Raw genomic sequence first — 17,467 nt, forward strand, 5'->3', positions numbered from 1 at the left:
GTAGAAGAAAGATGAACCGGCCAATCCATGCCCTCATTCAGCTAATTGACGGGTGAAATACCCGCTGTTTGTACAAACGTTATTTTATTGCACCTTGAGTCAACCCTTTTTGAAGGTGCTTCTGTCCTGCGAACAGCAGAATCAGAGTAGGCAGGACAACAATGACTGCAGCCGCCATGACTGTTCCCCATTCGGAAGAAACCTCTTGTGATTGCATTTGCTTCAGACCAATTTGAACTGTTCTTACCTTCTCGTTGTTTGTGACGAGAAGCGGCCATAAATACATATTCCATGTAGTTAAGAAGCTGTAAATAGCAAGAGTTATCATACTCGTCTTGGATACAGGCAGGACCACTTTCCAAAAAAAGCGGAATCGGCTTATACCTGCTACCTGCGATGCTTCAAAAAGCTCATATGGAATCGTCTTAAATTGCTGCCTGAGCAAGAACGTTCCAAAGGCAAGTGCAAAAAATGGAATGGTAAGCGAGCTGTACTGATTGATCCACCCAAGCTTCTGCACAATTAAGTAATTCGGAACCATCGTCGCTTCCCAAGGGATCATCATCGTAGATATAAAGAGAAAGAAGAGTGTATTTCGTCCTCTGAATTTAATAAACACAAACGCGAATGCCGCCAATGATGACACGATTAGCTGGCCTGCTGTTACAGTGACCGATACAATAAGACTGTTCATTAAAAAATGAAGCAGGGGAACTTGTTGAAAGGCCGATTGATAGTTTTCAAAGGAAAAGGACGAGGGAAACAGCTTCCCCTGAAGGACTTCTCCTCCTTGCATGAAACTGATCATGACTGCATATACAATCGGAAACATCATGAACAGAGCTGAAATAACGAGCAGCACGTACAATAAACTTTTTTTCATAAGGCTCATTGATAATGCACCTTCTTTTCTCCAAGCCTGAATTGCAATACCGTCACTGCCAGTATGCAGAAGAACAGCAGGACCGCTTGTGCACTGGCCGAACCAGCATTGTAATTAACAAAGGCATCCTGATAGATCGAGTAAACAATCACGTTGGTGGATTGTACCGGACCGCCTTTGGTTAAAATATCGATTTGGCCAAAGGTCTGAAATGCATTAATAAGAGAAACAGTAGTAATGAAAAATAATGTTGGCGACAGCATCGGGAGTGTAATTCGTCTAAGCTGATAAAAGGATCCTGCTCCTGAAATTCTTGCACTCTCGTAAAGCTGTTCATCAATGTTCTGCAGGCCGCCAAGCAGGATTAGAAAGGCAAAGCCTGTGTTCATCCAAATGGTTGATAGAGCAACAGAAAGTAAGGCAGTGTTTGGATCCAGCAGCCACTGGTGACCCTCAAAACCAATCAAATTCAAAAGCTTGTTAAACACTCCAATGGAGGGATTGTACATAAACATCCAAATGATTGAGGATGCTGCGACACTCATTCCCATTGTTGAAGAGAAAAGCGTCCGGAAAATGCCGATGCCTTTAAGCTTCAGGTTAGCGATTAAAGCAAGGAATAATGAGAGCAGAATACCTGCCGGAACTGTATACAGGACAAACAGTCCTGTTGCCTTTGCACTGTTTAAAAATGCCTCGGACTGGAGCAGATACGTGAAATTTTCAAGTCCGATAAATGCTATAGGATTGCCTTGAGGATCTGTATAGAAAAAACTGAGATAAATCGTTCTGATCATCGGGTAAAACAGGAATACACCAAACAGCAGCAAGGATGGAAGAAGGTACAGAAGACCTGCAGCTAAATCAGAAAATCCATTTCCGGTTTTCACCATTGTTTTAGCTTGATTTTTCTTAACCAGTGCATTCATATTGGCTGCTCCCGTGAAGAAGCAGATGACGATAAGCCGGTGCTCAGCCTGGTTCCATTCTGAGAATCAAAGAAAATCAGATCCTCGTGATTAAAGGTTAGTTCAATCGGATCACCCGGTTCTAAATCCCATTGTCCAGGCCATCTCGCAATCCATTGCTTCCCTTCGGAGATGTCAAAGCTTAGCAGCGTTTCTGTTCCGAGAATTTCAGCATTGGCAATGATTCCTGTAAGCTTTCCTTCTCCGATTGGCGCCTGTTTTAAATGCTCCGGACGGATTCCCGCTTCTACAGACTCCGATCCTAAAGACAGCAATACCTCCTGAGGAAGATCGAATAAATGCTTCTCCCCAAGGTGAAGAAGGTTTCCTTCAGCCTTAGCGTGCACGAGATTCATTGGAGGGGATCCAATAAACGAAGCGACAAAGGAATTGGCCGGCTGGTTGTATATTTCAAGAGGTTTGCCCAGCTGCTGAATTTCCCCCTCATTCATAATCATCATACGGTCTGCCATCGTCATAGCCTCCGTTTGATCATGCGTCACATAAATCATCGTAATTCCAAGCTTCCGCTGAATCTGGCGAATTTCAGAGCGCATTTTCGCTCTCAGTTTTGCGTCCAGGTTAGACAGCGGCTCGTCCATCAGACATATAGGTGCATGCGTAACGATGGCTCTGGCCAGTGCTACACGCTGCCTTTGACCGCCGGAAAGTTCACGCGGCTTTCTTTTCATCAAATCAGATAGACCGAGCATTTCACATGCTTCCGCACATCGCGCTTTTTGCTCCTGCTTGGAAATTTTTTTCGAATATAATCCAAACATAATGTTTTCAGCTACTGACAAATGAGGATACAGAGCATAGTTTTGAAAAACCATCGATAGGTCCCTTTTGCTAGGGTGAAGATTGTTTGCCACACGATCTCCAATTCGCAGCTCCCCTCCGCTCACTTCTTCAAGTCCTGCAATCATCCGCAGAATGGTGCTTTTCCCGCACCCTGAAGGACCAACCAGCACGAAAAACTCCCCAGGCCTGATTGATGCATTTATAGAATCAATCACCATATTCTTGCCGTCATAGGATTTGCTGAGGCTGGAAAGTTCTACACTTTTCATCCTTTATTCCACCTTTCTGCTTATCCTTTAAAATTCAGGCTTTTTCCAAAGCCATGGCTTTCCAGTCGAAACTGCCATTGCGCCGCTCTCTAGTGCAGCATGAATATGTGCTTTATTTGAAATCAATCCGCCTGTAATGATCGGCAAATCGGTTTTTGCTTTTACTTTTGTAATCAGTTCAGGAATAAGACCCGGCATAAGCTCCAAAGCATCGGGCTTAATTTCGCAGGAAGTTTGAAGACCGTTCTTCAGTGCATCTGTATCCACTAAAAACAAACGCTGAATCGTCAACAAACCCTCTTTTTTAGCGAATTGGATCAAGGAACTTTTGGTCGTTACAATCCCTGTAGGTTTGACATATTTCGCTATAAATTTAAGCCCTTCCTTGTCAAAACTAATGCCCGGAATCTTTTCCAAGTGCAGGAAAACGAACCTCCCATTTTCCTTGAGCAAATCGACATACCGCTTGATCACACTGATATTCCCCGTTAAAAGAAAAGCCGATCGAATATCCGACTCAAGAAAAAGTTCAAGACTCTTAGGGTCTTTTATCGAAGAAATAAGCCTGTCGTTTTCAAGGTGTTTAATAAACTCACGCTGTATCTCCATCCTGCTTCCTTCCTTCCTCTACAAACAAAAAAATCCATAAAAACGAACGAGGATTCTTTAAAGCATCCCCTTCTTTTTATGGTTTCTCATATTTAACCGATTTACTATTCACTTGTCTTTCCCTAAATTCATATTACTGCATAATTATTAAGGTACTGTTTGCCGGATGTTTAGCAATGTAAACATTATATTTCAACTTCGTTAACTTATTGGAAAAAAGCTCCTCCACATGGAAGAGCTGGTTTTTTTGATTCGGTCTGGATTATTTTTCTTCCAGAAGGCCTTTTAAATCAGAATATATATTCGCTGGTTCGAACCCTAATGCTGATACAGGCTCCCTTGCCCGATTAATCCAGGCAGTCTTAAATCCAAAGCTTGAAGCACCTGCAATATCCCACTGATTAGAGGACACAAATAATATATCGGTTTTATCGAGTCCAAGCTTTTCCATCGCATAACTGTAGGAAGCAGGTGACGGCTTGTACTGTCTGATTTCATCTGCGCTCAAGGCTCCTATGAGATCTTGAAATCCATTATTTTCAATCAAAGGTTCGAGCATTCCTCTCGTTCCATTAGAATAAATAAACGTTTGTTTACCTTTAAGCTGTTTTAATACTTCTTCCGTTTCTTCGAAGGGACTCAGCTGTTCGTATTCTTTCATTAATTCTGCACATTCTTTTTCGCTCCCTTCTGTGCCATGAATCGCCAAAGAAGCTCTCAGCGCTTTTTCAGTCAGCTGATCAAAAGGCTCATATTTTTGCAAAATCTGTGTCAAAAAACAGTATTCAAGCTGTTTTTCTCTCCACGTCCGACTGATTTCCTCCCCTTTTCCCTGAAAATGCTGCTCGCATTTTTCTTTTACAGAGTAAACGTCAAACAAAGTGCCGTAGGCGTCAAATAGAATCGCTTTAATTGTCATGAGAAGGCCTCCTTTGTATCTGTTTTTTATATTTCACAAAACAGCCCCTGCAAAACACTGCAGAATGCTGATAAGTGATTAACATGGTGAAAACGGGTAAGGTTTGATTACACGCAATAATATTGGAGGATTGAGCCATGGGAAATTACCCGGAACTTTTTGCAGAACAGCTACTCGGACCTTATAAATTAAAAAACCGCTTCATTGTCTCGCCGATGACGCGAATCAGTGCAGATGAAGATGGAATGGCTAATTCCCGAATGGAACGCTATTACAAACGCTATGCAAAGGGCGGATTTGCCGCCGTTATTTCTGAGGGGATCTATACAGACGGCCGCTACAGCCAGGGCTATTTAAATCAGCCGGGTTTAGTATCCGCCGGCCATATTGCTTCCTGGAGACCGATTACTGAAACCGTTCAGGATCACGGCGCCCTGATTATTGCCCAGCTCATGCACGCAGGCGGCCAATCTCAGGGAAACATTCATTCAAAACAAACAGCAGCACCATCTGCTATTGCCCCTAAAGGCGAACAGCTCGAGTTCTATGGCGGCTCCGGTCCATATGCCGTACCTAAAGAAATGAGTGAACAGGATATAACGGAGGTGAAAAGAGGTTTTGCAGCCGCAGCTATGAATGCCCGCCAGGCCGGTTTCAATGGCGTAGAAATTCACGGAGCAAATGGATATCTGCTTGATCAGTTCCTGACAGCGAGCTTAAATGAGAGAGAAGATTCCTATGGCGGTTCCCTGCAGAACCGGATGAGGCTGTTAATGGAAATCATATATGACGTTCAGCAGGCGGCAGGAAACGATATGATCATCGGTATCCGGATTTCTCAGGCAAAGGTGTCGGATTCAAATTATAAATGGCCGCATGGAGAGAAGGATGCAGAAGCGATATTCTCCCTTCTGGGAAAAACACCGCTGGATTATATTCACGTTACGGATGCCAATGGTACTGCATCATCCTTTGGTGACGGCACAAAATCACTTGCAGCAGCAGCAAAAGAATATAGCGGATTGCCGGTTATCGCCAACGGGCAGCTGCAGGATCCGAGAAAGGCTTCTTCCTTAATTTCCTCTGGAGAAGCTGATTTTGTCAGCCTTGGTACAGGAGCTTTAGCCAATCCTGATGCACCGAAGAAGATCAGCAAAGGGAAGGATCTTGAGGCCTTCAATCCTGAGGAAATTCTCATGCCGCTTGCAAACATAAAAGATTTAGAGCTGTAAATCTTCGAGCCGCCGGGACAATCCGGCGGTTTTTTGAATGCCTTCCCTTAAAAAATGATATAATAGAAGCATTACAAAGGAAGGGAGGTGAACTAGGTGTTTCTGGATTTGGATTTTTTAAATGATATGAGCCATTTAATTCTGCTGGTAACCCTTGTCGTCTCGGCTGGCGGAACCCTCGCTTTAGCCTATGTTTCAGGAAAAAGTGTTAAAATGGACATGTCGATAAAAAGAAATTGGCAGCCGGACATATCAGCTCCTAAACCCTGCCGCTATTTTATCGGCGGCATGGATCAGCTGCATACTTGGATTATCAGAATTATGAAAATGGCCTCTTCACCAGATGATGACGGGGACCGCCACCCCTTCTCGTACGATACACAAGCGATAAAAATACGAGGAGGGCACTTATGCCAAACCATTCATCTATGTTCACGTTCCTTAAACGGTCAAGTTTATTACTTCTGACTTTTTCGGTTCTCCTGCTAAGCGGATGCTCGGCAGATCATACACCAATCAATAGCGAGACAACCGGGTTTTTTAACCATTTTGTTGTTTTCCCTTTTTCTGCTTTGATCAAGTATACTGCTTCTCTATTCGGAGGCAGCTATGGAGTAGCGATTATCCTCGTTACATTTCTAGTCCGTCTGCTCCTTATGCCGTTCATGATGAAGCAATACAAAAATCAGCAGCAAATGAAGAAAAAAATGGCGATCCTGCAGCCTGAAATGAAAAAGCTTCAGGAAAAATACAAAGACAAGAAAAAAGACCCGGAATCACAGCGTCTTATGCAGCAGGAAACGCTTCAGCTTTATCAGAAGCATGGGTACAATCCGCTGGCTATGGGCTGTCTGCCGATCCTGATCCAGACTCCTATTCTTTTCGGATTTTACTTTGCGATACAAAGAACTCCGGAGATCGCCGCGCATTCCTTTCTCTGGTTCGACCTTGGGCATACGGACGCCATTATGCCGTTCATCGCAGCAGCCGTTTACTTCCTGCAGGCAAAAGTCTCCCAAATGGATATGCCGGCAGAACAGCAAAAGCAAATGGCCATGGTCGCCTATGTGATGCCAATTATGATGGGGGCTGCGTCATTCGGAGCAGCTGCATTCCTTCCCCTGTATTGGACCATTGGAGGCATGTTCGTCATTCTGCAGACGCTGCTTGCAAAGCACCTGTACAAAGAAAAAGATCTTTCTGCTGTTCCAAAAACACTGGAAAATTAGGGTTTCAAAGCGCCTCAGCTACGGGGGCGCTTTTTTTTTGGCTTCGGTTGTTGAACAGCGGCGCGGAATGTCGAATAGCAGCGAAAGTATGTCGAATAGCCGCCAAGAAATGTCGATTATCAACCGGAAACTGTCGAAAAGCGCCCATTCGGCAGTTTTCGCCAAAAAGAGTGGCAGCCGCCAAACTTTTCAAGATAAGCGCACAGCTTTTTATTCCGGTTTTCTCCCAAAAAAAGGACGCCCGGCATTCCGCCGGGCATCTTTTCATCTTATTGAGCCGTATAGCTCTGATAATCATTGCTCTCAAGCAAATCGATTAGCTTAATGTCTTTGTTATTATCTCTAAAATAACGGTACGTAAAGGAATTTTCGAAGAGGACAGCGTACTGGCCATAGCGGTCCTTTACGAGCATACTGCGGTTATCGAACTTTTTGCGGTCCACTTTTTCATCCTCGATCCAGCGGGCAATCCTGTCACCGAGAGACGTCAATTCAATTTCAACACTGTACTCGGAACGCATGCGCTCTTCAAACACTTCGAATTGCAGCTGGCCGACAGCGCCAAGAATGATATCATCTGTAAGCTCCTGGCGGAAGAGCTGAATGGCGCCTTCCTGTACAAGCTGGTCGATTCCTTTTTTGAATTGCTTCGACTTCATAACATTTTTCGCTCGAACCTTTTTAAACATTTCGGGCGGGAACTGCGGAAGCTCTTCATATTCAAACCGGTCTTTACCCGCTACAAGGGTATCCCCGATTTGATAGGCATTGGGGTCGTAGATTCCGATGATATCACCCGGGTAGGCAATGTCCACTGTTTCCCGATCTCCTGCCATGAAGGATTGCGACTGTGCAAGCTTAATGACTTTATTCGTTCTGCTTAACGTTACGTTCATTCCGCGTTCGAACGTACCGGAGCAGATACGCAGGAAGGCGATCCGGTCTCTATGTTTTGTGTTCATATTAGCTTGTATTTTGAAAACATATCCGGAGAAATCCTCTTTTTCCGGCTCGATAAAACCTTCGTTTGTGCGGCGCGGCTGAGGTGAAGCAGCAAATTGAAGGAACGTATCAAAGAAGGTTTGAACACCAAAATTGGATAGGGCGCTTCCGAAGAATACAGGAGTCAATTCACCTTTTCTAACACGTTCAGGATCAAAATCATTGCCGGCCTCATTTAGAAGTTCAAGCTCTCCCAGCGTGTCCTGGTAGGTTGGATTTTCGTAAATATCAGCTGCTTTTTCTTCCATTTCATTTACTTTATAAACGGTCTCTTCTTCATTCCCATTGAAGCGGACAAATGATTCGGAATAGCGGTCATAAATGCCGAGGAAGCGTTTCCCCATTCCTACCGGCCAGTTCATCGGATAGGACTCGATGCCGAGTACCTCTTCAATTTCCGCCAGCAGTTCAAGCGGGTCACGCCCTTCACGGTCCAGCTTGTTCATGAACGTGAATATGGGGATTCCGCGCATCCGGCAGACTTTAAACAGCTTAATTGTTTGCGGCTCGACCCCTTTTGTTGAGTCGATAATCATCACTACACTGTCAACGGCAGTCAGGGTACGGTACGTATCTTCACTGAAGTCTTCATGTCCGGGAGTATCCAGAATGTTGACGTGAAATTCATGATAAGGGAAGCTCATTACACTGGATGTTACAGAGATTCCGCGCTTTTTTTCAATTTCCATCCAGTCGGATGCTGCGAACTTTCCTGATTTCTTTCCTTTTACGGTACCCGCAGAACGGATCACGTTTCCGAAGAGAAGCAGTTTTTCTGTTAATGTTGTTTTCCCGGCATCCGGGTGGGAAATAATCGCAAACGTTTTGCGCTTATTAATTTCCTGTTTTAAGTTCATGTATATACCTCGTTCTATATCAGTTTATTCAGCTCTTAGAGAAGAGTCGGGTTTAAATATCAAGATGCACTTCAAAAAATATACCATAAATGAAGGTTAAAAAGCTATCGGGTCCGGTGCCCAATTATCATATTCCACTTGCGCTGAATTGTCTCAATCTTTTGGTTTTCGTGAATCCGGCTATTCTTTTTTGCCGAACTGCTGTCGTTTCAGCTTTAAGAACAGACCTATTTTTGCTGCAATAGAAGGAAATACAGAGGACTTTGTCAAAGTTTCTATAATGAAATGGAGGAATGAACGTGACAGCATCCTTAACAGAACTGCTTCGCATCAATTATCCCATCATCCAAGCGCCAATGGCAGGAGGCATTACCGGCCCGGAACTGGTTTGCGCTGTGTCCCGCTCAGGCTGCCTCGGCTCAATCGGTGCAGGCTATATGGCACCTGGAGACCTTTCAGCGTTACTCTCAGATATCAAAAAGAACATCAATCAGCCCTATTCCGTCAACCTTTTTGTCCCTGAACAGCCTGATGCCTCCCGGAGTGAAATTCAAAATGCGTTTGAAGCCTTGCGCTCATTCCGTGAAGAACTCCATATAGATGAAAATCCCCCCGTATTTAATGAAGGGACGAGCATTTATGAGGAGCAGCTCGAAATCGTTTTAAAGGAAAAGGTTCCCGTATGCTCCTTTACCTTTGGCATGCCGGCAAAACACATCATTCAGGAATTAAAGGATAACGGATCCATCGTTATTGGCACGGCCACTTCCGTGATGGAAGCAATCCTTCTTGAAGAACAAGGAGTTGATGCCATCGTCGCCCAGGGAAGTGAAGCAGGCGGACACCGCGGAACGTTTTCAGGTCCGCCCTTTCATCACATGATGGGGCTGATGTCTCTCATTCCGCAGATTTGCGACTTTGTTAAAATACCCGTCATTGCAGCTGGCGGAATTATGGATGCACGAGGATATAGAGCTGCCCTTTGCTTAGGAGCGCAGGGCGTTCAAATGGGAACGGCCTTTTTAACGGCTTTTGAGAGCAGCGCTCATCCTGCATACAAAGAAGCGGTTTTGAACGCACGCGAGGATCAGGTAGTGGTTACGAATGCTTTCTCAGGAAAAGAAGCACGCGGAATTAAAAATCAGTTCATATATGAAATGGAAAAAGAAACAAGAATTCTCCCCTACCCGCTGCAAAATGATTTAACAAAGGAAATCCGAAAAGCGGCTTCGGAACAAAATAACGCAGAGTATATGTCATTATGGTGCGGACAAAGCCCTAGGCTTAGCCGCAGCCAGTCTGTAGAAAGCCTGGTTCAATCGATTTTATCTTTATCAAAGGATGCGACATTATGATTGTCACCTTTATACATTCCGAAGAAGCGGTTCCTCTCAGGCAAAAGCTGCTAAGACCCGGCCAGCCCGTAAGCTCTTGCCGCTACGAGAATGATAATAACGAAAGTTCCTTCCACCTGGGGTGCTATGAAGATGAACTCCTAATCAGCATTGCAAGCTTTTCGGAAGAAGTCATTCCGCTTCTATCTGGAGATCATCAGTACCGCTTGCGGGGCATGGCTACCCTGCAGGAATACCGAAACAGAAAGGCAGGCAGCTCTTTGCTTATTAAAGCGGAACAGGTGCTCGCCGAAAGAAAAGTGGATTTGTGGTGGTGCAATGCGAGAACAAGTGTGGAAGCGTATTACTTAAAGCAGGGATTGCATCCGGTTGGAGGAGTTTTTGAAATAGAAGGAATCGGACCTCATCAGGTCATGTATAAACAGTTAAAATAGGGATATCCAGTTGGTTTCCGCTGCAGGATGGCTCGCTCTTAGGAAAGCGAGCGCTTAAGTCTCCTCGGTCCCAAGTGCCTGCAGCCTATACCGCTTTTGTTCAAAAAAACAACAGTAATCTTTTAGGAAAGAGTCATTTTATTTAGCCAGCTTAAAAACAACTTAAGTCACTCCATCTTTTGATTGAAAATTTTAATTGAAAATCAGATTAACCTTAAGGTAAGAAAAAGAAGGAGGCGTCTAATAATGCCATTAGAAATATGGATTGCTATCGGAATAGCGCTATTTGGCGGGGCACTAGGAAGTCATATGAACAACAAGAAAAAGAGATAAAAAAAGCCTGCCACTCATTAAAGCTCGAGTAATGAGCTGGCCATTTATTTGATTTCCAGATGTTTTGTGCAATTATAAAGGCCGCATGACCACTTTGAGTCTTCTATTAGAAGATGCGTGATCGAGGTATTTTTTAATGGCTCACGTTCTTCATTCACCGGCGTTAGTTCCTGAAGAAGATGCCTGATAAATGAACCATGGGTCACCATTAGAATGTTCTTTCCGGGATGCTTCTTTAGGATCTCTTCAACAAATTCTACCCCTCTTTTTGTCACTTGCCTGGACTGCTCTCTGCCCAGGTCAAGTTCTCTCCAGCCAGTTCCCCATTTGTCCAAACGTTCAGCTTCTGTTGTTCCTTCAATTTCTCCGCCTCCAGTTTCCCGGATGCGTTCATCTGTTAACACCTCTAATCCTCCATGCTTCTTACTGATGAAATCTGCCGTTTGTTTTGCACGTAGCAGCGGACTCGAATAAAGGAGATCCCAATCTTCCCCCTTAAGACGTTCTGCCAGCATTTCCGCTTCTTTAAGCCCTTGTTCATGAAGCGGAATATCGGAGCTGCCCTGCGCTCTTCCCTCTATATTCCATTCCGTGATGCCATGTCTGACAATCCCCAACTTAGTCAATTATTCCACTTCCATTCTTTAAATTTCTTAGTGTTATAGACTATTTTATCGCGTTCTGATGGACAAGTCTCCATTGACACATTACATAGGCCATGATAATATACTTAAAACCAAGTAATTATATAGGATTAATTAAATTATCAAGAGTGAACGAGAGAACTGGCTCTATGACTTCACAGCAACCTCCATTTGGAAAGGTGCTCCTACCAGCAAAGCGCGATGCTTTGGCCGATAAAGAAATGTTGACCGTAAACTTTCTTAGCAGCCAATGCCAAAGAAGGTTTTTTTATTTGGCTGTTTCAAAGCTATCAAACAGAGTCTATTGTTTTAAGGAGGAAGGCAGTTATGAAAGAACTGAAAAGAGTAATGACTGGCGCTCAGTCCTTTTCCATTCATAAGAGTTCTGAACAGGCCATTCTTTTGTGCCATGGCTTCAACGGCACCCCTCAGAGTATGGAATCGCTGGGAGAAAAATTTGCCTCATTGGGCTATTCTGTTTATGCTCCCAGGCTTGCCGGACATGGTACATGTCCGTCCGATATGGAGCTTTGCTCGGTTCAAGACTGGTACCGCTCCTTGGAAACTGCTTATTTAAAATTAAGAAGCCGATTTAAAAAAGTATTTGTTATCGGACAATCCATGGGCGGCAGCCTGACGATTAAGCTTGCCAGCCAATTCACGCAAATCGATGGAATAGGTCTTATTAATGCAGCACTTGAAGTTCCAGAGTATGAAAAGATTGTGGGAGATACAGGTTTCATTAAAGAAGGACGGCCAGATATAAAGGATCCGTCTGTGGAGGAAATCGCTTATGAAAAAATACCTGTTAAAGCCATTTCCGAGCTGAGAAAAGCTATGAATGAAGCAAAAGTCAAGCTTGCAGAAGTCACGTGTCCAGTCGTTGTATTCTGTTCTCCGGAGGATCATGTTGTTCCTGCCGCCTGTTCTGAAAAGATTATGGAGTCCATTTCCGCCAACAGAAAAAAGGTGATTAGCCTTCCAAATTCTTATCATGTAGCCTCCATGGATTTTGACCAGGATTTGATCGTAAGAGAAGCCAATCAATTTTTTTCCATACAAAAAACAGCCCTTCCTGCTAATAGGAAGAGCATGAACGCCTGAATTCTAGGCTGCTTGAACCTTTTGATTAAGCAGCTTCGCTTGAATAAGCCGTCTTCTTACAGCAATTCCAATCCAGCTCGCCAGCGCCGCTTTTATGAGGCCAACTGCTACAAATGGCCAGACACCAACAGCAAGTGCCTTGTCCCACGGCAAACCTAAGACGATTTTTAGCCACACCGTTCCGAAGAGCAATGTAACCAGCATCCCAATCGTGTTTGCGGCGAGCGCAAACATGAGCGTAAACTTTGTTTTTTCAAGGAAATATCCTGTTAAAAACGCCGCCGCAATGAATCCGATTATGTATCCCCCGGTTGGCCCCGCCAATATGTGAAGACCGCCTTTCGCCTCCGCAAAGACAGGCAGGCCAATCATTCCAAGACCAGCATATACAGCCATAGCCAAGGCCCCATACCGGCTGCCGAGAATAGTAGCCGCAATTCCTACTGCTAATGTCTGTCCGCTAATCGGAACGATTGGAAGCGGAATTTCAATTTGTGCAAATACAGCTGTGATTGCCGCAAACATTCCAGATAAAATAAGCATGCGGAGCTTTTCCCTTTGTTTTTGCATCATTCTCTTCCCCTTTGTTAACCTTTATAAACTTAAAGTTAACATAAGGAATCGATTTCTGTAAAAGGTTTTACAGAATATAGGTTCCGCCATGCCACATTTTCTCACGGGGCTCCCTATTATTTTTTTCATAGAAAGAAACCGCGTAAATCCCTTTTTCATGATGACATTCTGATTTTCTAAAGCTTACGAACGTGTCTCCCAACGATATTTTCACGTCTTCACCCTCTTTTTCATCTTTCTCCAGCTGAAGCCACTCCGACCATTGAGAAGCCGCCTTCTCAGGATTTTCAGAGAGGTAGATGACTTCACGGATCATTTTTATTCCATTTGGGTGAGGCGCAAGTGCTCCCGTCCGAATTAAATCCTCTTTTCTAACTTCATCCGACTCGCCCCATTCGATGAAAAACGGCAGAGGAAATTCTGATTCCGGCTGTTCGGCGAAAAGCATCCTCCAGGAGATTTTGGTCCCGTCAGCCCTAGTCCGGCTTCCTGAAAAAGGACCTTTCACCGTAAGCCCTGCACCCTTCAATTTTTCAGCTAACACATCCATCTCATTGGTTCGAATGGCCATTTGACAAAGGCTTTCATTTTCCTGGCGGGCACACATTTGAATGAGCGGGTTGTCCGATTTTTCAGCCTTGTCTTTATCCTCAATTGCCAGAAATTCAAGATACGCGAGACTAAAATAGCTTAAACTGTTTGCTGTTCCCCAATTCTCATGGCTTCCCCCGGGAACTGTATGAAAACCGAGCAATTGAAATTCAGCTCCCGCTTGAACGGGCGGCTGTTTTACATAATGAACGATATGATCGAGCTTCATCTGCATCCCTCCCATTATTTAGTTTTATAGTAGAGGGATTTGGGAGAAATAACAAGAAAGCAGCTAATCTCTATAGTTATCCGTTTGGCGCTCCTCCTTAATTAGCAGTTCCCAGGAGCTTTTCCCGCGGTACTCCATTCCCCACCGATCCTTGAGCAAGCTTGCCGTTAGCCCAATAAATAAAAGACCCGCTGCAGCTAAAAGAAATTCAATCATCGTTCTCCCCCTTTTAGGTACAAGTGTATGTCAAGGGGGGAGTGGTTATGTTCGTTCGGAGGTTACTTTCCACCCAAAATACATCAGACAAAAAGGAACAAAAAACGAGCGATTCACTTCTTTTCCGACACATGAATATGAATAATAATACATGTTTATATAAATTAATCTTTATAAAATCACATTAAATCTATAAATGTATGCAAAATAACTAATATTAATTCATTTTTCTCTTTTTCTCTTGCTCAACCTGTGATAATCTTTTCTTGTATTGTAATTTTTTGATAGATACATAGAAAGGAAGGGGAACTATGGGTAAAAAGAGCTTGTCTATTTTAATGGCAATGATGGTGTTTTTCACATTTGGTTTCGCCCCGGTTCAGGCAATAACAACAAGTGAGTCTGTGTCAGCAGCAACTATGAAAGCAAGCCAGTCCCTCATCTCCATGACGGAAGAAAGAGAGATTGAAGTTACCGCCGATCTGGGTTATTCGGCAGACTTAAGCAAGCTGCAATGGACCTTTGGCGGAAAGCCTCTTGATCAGTGGAAGCAATGGGATCCTTCTGCAAAGAAATACTCCGGTTCACCTTACATTACGTTTTCAGAACCGCCTGCCTACATAGATGGAACAACCAAGATTAAAGCGAAACTGAAGTTCAGCCTCCTCTACGGAACAGAGGATGTCTCCCCAAGAAGTCTTCGCACGCTTTACCCTGCCTTAATCGGAACCTATGAATTAGCCGTAAAAGATCCTGCAAAGGGACAAGCCGCGAACGTTCCTCTTAAATTGAACGTCTATGATGAATATTTAAAATGGGATGAAATTAAGCCTGCCATCGATAAAATCAGCAAGGAAGCCATCAACGGCCGCTATGTTTCTTATCAAACGCTCGGGTCTTCATCTGAAGGAAGACCGATGCACTTTATGGTTCTCGCAAAGGATAAAGCCTCTGTTGATCAATATTTAAATCAAATCGCCCAGCAAAAACTTGAAAATCCAGCAGAATTGAAGAAAAAAATGGCAAATGGCCAGCTGAAGAATTATAAAGTGCCCATCTGGATCAACAATATCCACCCAGACGAGTCACCGGGAGTGGACGCCATTGTAGAGCTGTACCGCATTTTTGCCACAGAAAAGAGCAAATCCTTTAAAACGGCCGACAACCAGGGCCGGGAGAAGGAAACGAGTATCAATATCGACAAAGCTCTCGACAATGTCATTTTTCTTTTCAACTTCACGCAAAATCCGGATGGGCGCGTATACAATACCCGTCAAAATGCAAACGGATTTGATTTAAACCGTGACAATACGTACCAAACGCAAATCGAAACTCAAAATCTCGCAAAAGGCCTTTCAAAATGGCTTCCGGTATCCCTGCTTGATTTCCATGGATTTTACGATGAGTTTGTTATTGAACCTTGTACTCCTCCTCATAATCAAAATTATGAATATGACCTGCTTATGGATGGTATGGTCGAACAGGCAGAACAGATGGGAAAAGCGGGAATCGCCAATACAAAATATGATAGCTACCTGATCCCCTTAAAGGATTGGCCGAACAAATTCGATGATGCCACACCTTCTTACACCTCCACCTTCTCTATGTTCCATGGAGCAATGGGACATACGGTTGAGATTCCTGACCTTAATGCGGAATCCTACAAAGCTCTCGTAAATGCTGGTTTAGGGGCAGCCAAATATGTATCTGAAAACAAACAGGAGCTATTTAGGAATCAGCTTGATATTTACGAGCGCGGCATATTGGGCAAGGACGACCGGGCTACAGACAAATGGTTTGTCAATCCGGAAGGTGAAGAAATCGGACGCGACCGCAAAGGAAATAAAAGTTTTTTCCCGGATTACTATGTCATCCCTGTAGATAAGAAGCTTCAAAAGAACGTACTTGAAGCACATAAAATGGCCGACTATTTGATTCGCAATGGCATCAAGGTCAGCCAATCATCCAAAACGATTAAGGCCGGAAAACAAACGTATCCAAAGGGCTCTTATGTCATTGATATGAAACAGGCAAAACGCGGATTCGTCAATGCCGTCCTTTATGATGGAGAGGATTTATCAGATTGGGAAGAAATGTACGCTGAAGTGGTTAACAGCTTCCATGACCTCCGCGGGTTCACCCGAATGGAAGTCCGCTCTGCAAATGCCTTTGCAAAAGGACTGCAGCCGGTGAAAAAAGTGACGGCTCCAAAGACGGAGGTAAAGGAAAAAGCGGACAGCTACGTCGTTAAGAATTCCAGCAACGAAGCCGTAAAAGCCGTGAACAAGCTTCTCAGAATGAAGGCTCCCGTTCAGCAGCTGACGGCAGGAGGCAAGGGCTATGCAGCAGGAGATTATGTGATATCCGGCAAGGAATTGGGATTGGTTAAAGACAGCTATTACCTGGATCTCATGTCTTATGATAAAAAAGGCAAAACGAAAGTACTCAAGCAGCCTAAAGTATTCAGCACCGGATCGGCCGCTTCGAAATATGTACTAAAAGAACTGGGATTTGAAATTGCCAAAAGTGAAAACGAAGCCGATGTTGTAGTGGATGATGCAGGACTCGCAGCCAAGGCGCTTATCCAAACCGGCAAGCCATATATCGGAATCGGAAGCAGCTCACTGAACTTTGCAGAGAAAGAGAATCTGCTGCCGGGATTTGATTACTCCACCACCACCGGTTCCCGAGCATCCCATGAAGGACTTTTGTGGACAGATGTATCAGCAGGCCAGATGATGACAAGCGGATATGCGAAAAAAGAAAAATTATATATCGCCACAGGCTCCTACATTAAAGCTGTTCCAAAAGATGCAGCGATTCTTGCAAAAGTTGCTAATCAACCCAACTTTTTCATTAGCGGATGGTGGCCGAAGCATGAAGTTCTGCAAGGCCAAACCATTGCCTTCACGAAGGGAAATATCACCTTATTTGCAAACGACATAACCAATAAAGCACACCCGCAGTATAGCTATCGATTGCTTGCAAATTCTATTTATGCGGCGATGAAATAAAATCTTAAAGGCAGACGGTCCAAAACCGTTTGCTTTTTTTTTGGCTCCTTTCTAAAAAGATTCTTGTTCTTAAATAAGGTCTATAGACAACAATTGGTAGGTTGATAGAAGAGGGAGGTGCGAGACTCCTAAGGTAGCAGCGGAAAAGGTGAAACCCTGCAGGCACTATACTCAGAAGGCTCACCGCCGATCAGGTGGAAAA

At 44.1% G+C, this 17,467-nt stretch carries 17 protein-coding genes and 1 riboswitch; of the genes, 7 read left to right on the forward strand and 10 right to left on the reverse strand.

Annotated features, from left to right (window positions below; genetic code table 11):
- Positions 1–79: 79 nt before the first annotated feature.
- The 5 genes from J9317_RS17750 to J9317_RS17770 form a co-directional block, all read right to left on the reverse strand.
- The gene (locus tag J9317_RS17750) at positions 80–892 is read right to left on the reverse strand and encodes a carbohydrate ABC transporter permease (protein ID WP_211561099.1); all 813 of its coding nucleotides are present in this window, start codon (positions 890–892) and stop codon (positions 80–82) included.
- A complete protein-coding gene (locus tag J9317_RS17755; RefSeq protein ID WP_249292563.1) occupies positions 889–1,776 on the reverse strand; it encodes a carbohydrate ABC transporter permease in 888 nt (295 codons plus the stop codon). Before J9317_RS17755 ends, J9317_RS17750 begins: the two co-directional genes overlap by 4 nt.
- A gap of 32 nt (positions 1,777–1,808) precedes the next feature.
- On the reverse strand, positions 1,809–2,924 hold the full coding sequence (locus tag J9317_RS17760; RefSeq protein ID WP_211561103.1) for an ABC transporter ATP-binding protein: 1,116 nt from the start codon (positions 2,922–2,924) through the stop codon (positions 1,809–1,811).
- 27 nt (positions 2,925–2,951) lie between these two features.
- Positions 2,952–3,533, reverse strand: coding sequence for a glycerol-3-phosphate responsive antiterminator (locus J9317_RS17765; protein ID WP_211561105.1), 582 nt, complete (start codon positions 3,531–3,533; stop codon positions 2,952–2,954).
- A gap of 262 nt (positions 3,534–3,795) precedes the next feature.
- Positions 3,796–4,452: a haloacid dehalogenase type II gene (locus J9317_RS17770; protein WP_211561113.1), complete on the reverse strand. Its 657-nt coding sequence runs from the start codon at positions 4,450–4,452 to the stop codon at positions 3,796–3,798.
- Positions 4,453–4,589: 137 nt separating this feature from the next.
- On the opposite strand from J9317_RS17770, the gene J9317_RS17775 reads away from it, so the two are divergent.
- The 3 genes from J9317_RS17775 to yidC all read left to right on the forward strand — a co-directional run bounded on the left by J9317_RS17775 (position 4,590) and on the right by yidC (position 6,913).
- Entirely contained in the window at positions 4,590–5,684 is a 1,095-nt protein-coding gene (locus J9317_RS17775) for an oxidoreductase (protein WP_211561114.1), read from the forward strand.
- A 96-nt stretch (positions 5,685–5,780) separates the two neighbouring features.
- Positions 5,781–6,152 (forward strand): hypothetical protein, encoded by a 372-nt coding sequence (locus J9317_RS17780; protein WP_211561115.1) that lies wholly within the window; start codon positions 5,781–5,783, stop codon positions 6,150–6,152.
- Complete coding sequence (gene yidC, locus J9317_RS17785) at positions 6,095–6,913, forward strand: membrane protein insertase YidC (protein WP_211561116.1); 819 nt, start codon at positions 6,095–6,097, stop codon at positions 6,911–6,913. Before J9317_RS17780 ends, yidC begins: the two co-directional genes overlap by 58 nt.
- 269 nt (positions 6,914–7,182) lie before the next feature.
- Here the strand turns inward: yidC and J9317_RS17790 are convergent, their stop codons facing one another.
- Positions 7,183–8,772: a peptide chain release factor 3 gene (locus J9317_RS17790; RefSeq protein ID WP_211561117.1), complete on the reverse strand. Its 1,590-nt coding sequence runs from the start codon at positions 8,770–8,772 to the stop codon at positions 7,183–7,185.
- 299 nt (positions 8,773–9,071) lie between these two features.
- Here J9317_RS17790 and J9317_RS17795 point away from each other — a divergent pair, with 299 nt between their 5' ends.
- On the forward strand, positions 9,072–10,127 hold the full coding sequence (locus J9317_RS17795; protein ID WP_347880538.1) for an NAD(P)H-dependent flavin oxidoreductase: 1,056 nt from the start codon (positions 9,072–9,074) through the stop codon (positions 10,125–10,127).
- On the forward strand, positions 10,124–10,561 hold the full coding sequence (locus J9317_RS17800) for a GNAT family N-acetyltransferase (RefSeq protein WP_211561119.1): 438 nt from the start codon (positions 10,124–10,126) through the stop codon (positions 10,559–10,561). The genes J9317_RS17795 and J9317_RS17800 overlap by 4 nt, the downstream gene beginning before the upstream one ends.
- Positions 10,562–10,938: 377 nt before the next feature.
- Here the strand turns inward: J9317_RS17800 and J9317_RS17805 are convergent, their stop codons facing one another.
- Positions 10,939–11,520, reverse strand: coding sequence for a histidine phosphatase family protein (locus J9317_RS17805; protein ID WP_211561121.1), 582 nt, complete (start codon positions 11,518–11,520; stop codon positions 10,939–10,941).
- 134 nt (positions 11,521–11,654) lie between these two features.
- Positions 11,655–11,758: riboswitch (SAM riboswitch) on the forward strand.
- A gap of 107 nt (positions 11,759–11,865) precedes the next feature.
- Here J9317_RS17805 and J9317_RS17810 point away from each other — a divergent pair.
- Positions 11,866–12,642 (forward strand): alpha/beta hydrolase, encoded by a 777-nt coding sequence (locus tag J9317_RS17810; RefSeq protein ID WP_211561123.1) that lies wholly within the window; start codon positions 11,866–11,868, stop codon positions 12,640–12,642.
- 3 nt (positions 12,643–12,645) lie between these two features.
- On the opposite strand, the gene J9317_RS17815 is transcribed toward J9317_RS17810, so the two are convergent.
- From J9317_RS17815 to J9317_RS17825, 3 genes are all read right to left on the reverse strand, one after another.
- Complete coding sequence (locus J9317_RS17815; RefSeq protein WP_211562486.1) at positions 12,646–13,212, reverse strand: biotin transporter BioY; 567 nt, start codon at positions 13,210–13,212, stop codon at positions 12,646–12,648.
- 70 nt (positions 13,213–13,282) lie between these two features.
- Positions 13,283–14,035, reverse strand: coding sequence for a VOC family protein (locus tag J9317_RS17820; RefSeq protein WP_211561130.1), 753 nt, complete (start codon positions 14,033–14,035; stop codon positions 13,283–13,285).
- A 63-nt stretch (positions 14,036–14,098) separates the two neighbouring features.
- Positions 14,099–14,251: a hypothetical protein gene (locus tag J9317_RS17825; RefSeq protein ID WP_211561131.1), complete on the reverse strand. Its 153-nt coding sequence runs from the start codon at positions 14,249–14,251 to the stop codon at positions 14,099–14,101.
- Positions 14,252–14,562: 311 nt separating this feature from the next.
- On the opposite strand from J9317_RS17825, the gene J9317_RS17830 reads away from it, so the two are divergent.
- The gene (locus tag J9317_RS17830) at positions 14,563–17,265 is read left to right on the forward strand and encodes a M14 family metallopeptidase (RefSeq protein ID WP_211561132.1); all 2,703 of its coding nucleotides are present in this window, start codon (positions 14,563–14,565) and stop codon (positions 17,263–17,265) included.
- Positions 17,266–17,467: the final 202 nt, after the last annotated feature.

Source organism: Metabacillus flavus, assembly GCF_018283675.1.
GTDB lineage: Bacteria > Bacillota > Bacilli > Bacillales > Bacillaceae > Metabacillus_B > Metabacillus_B flavus.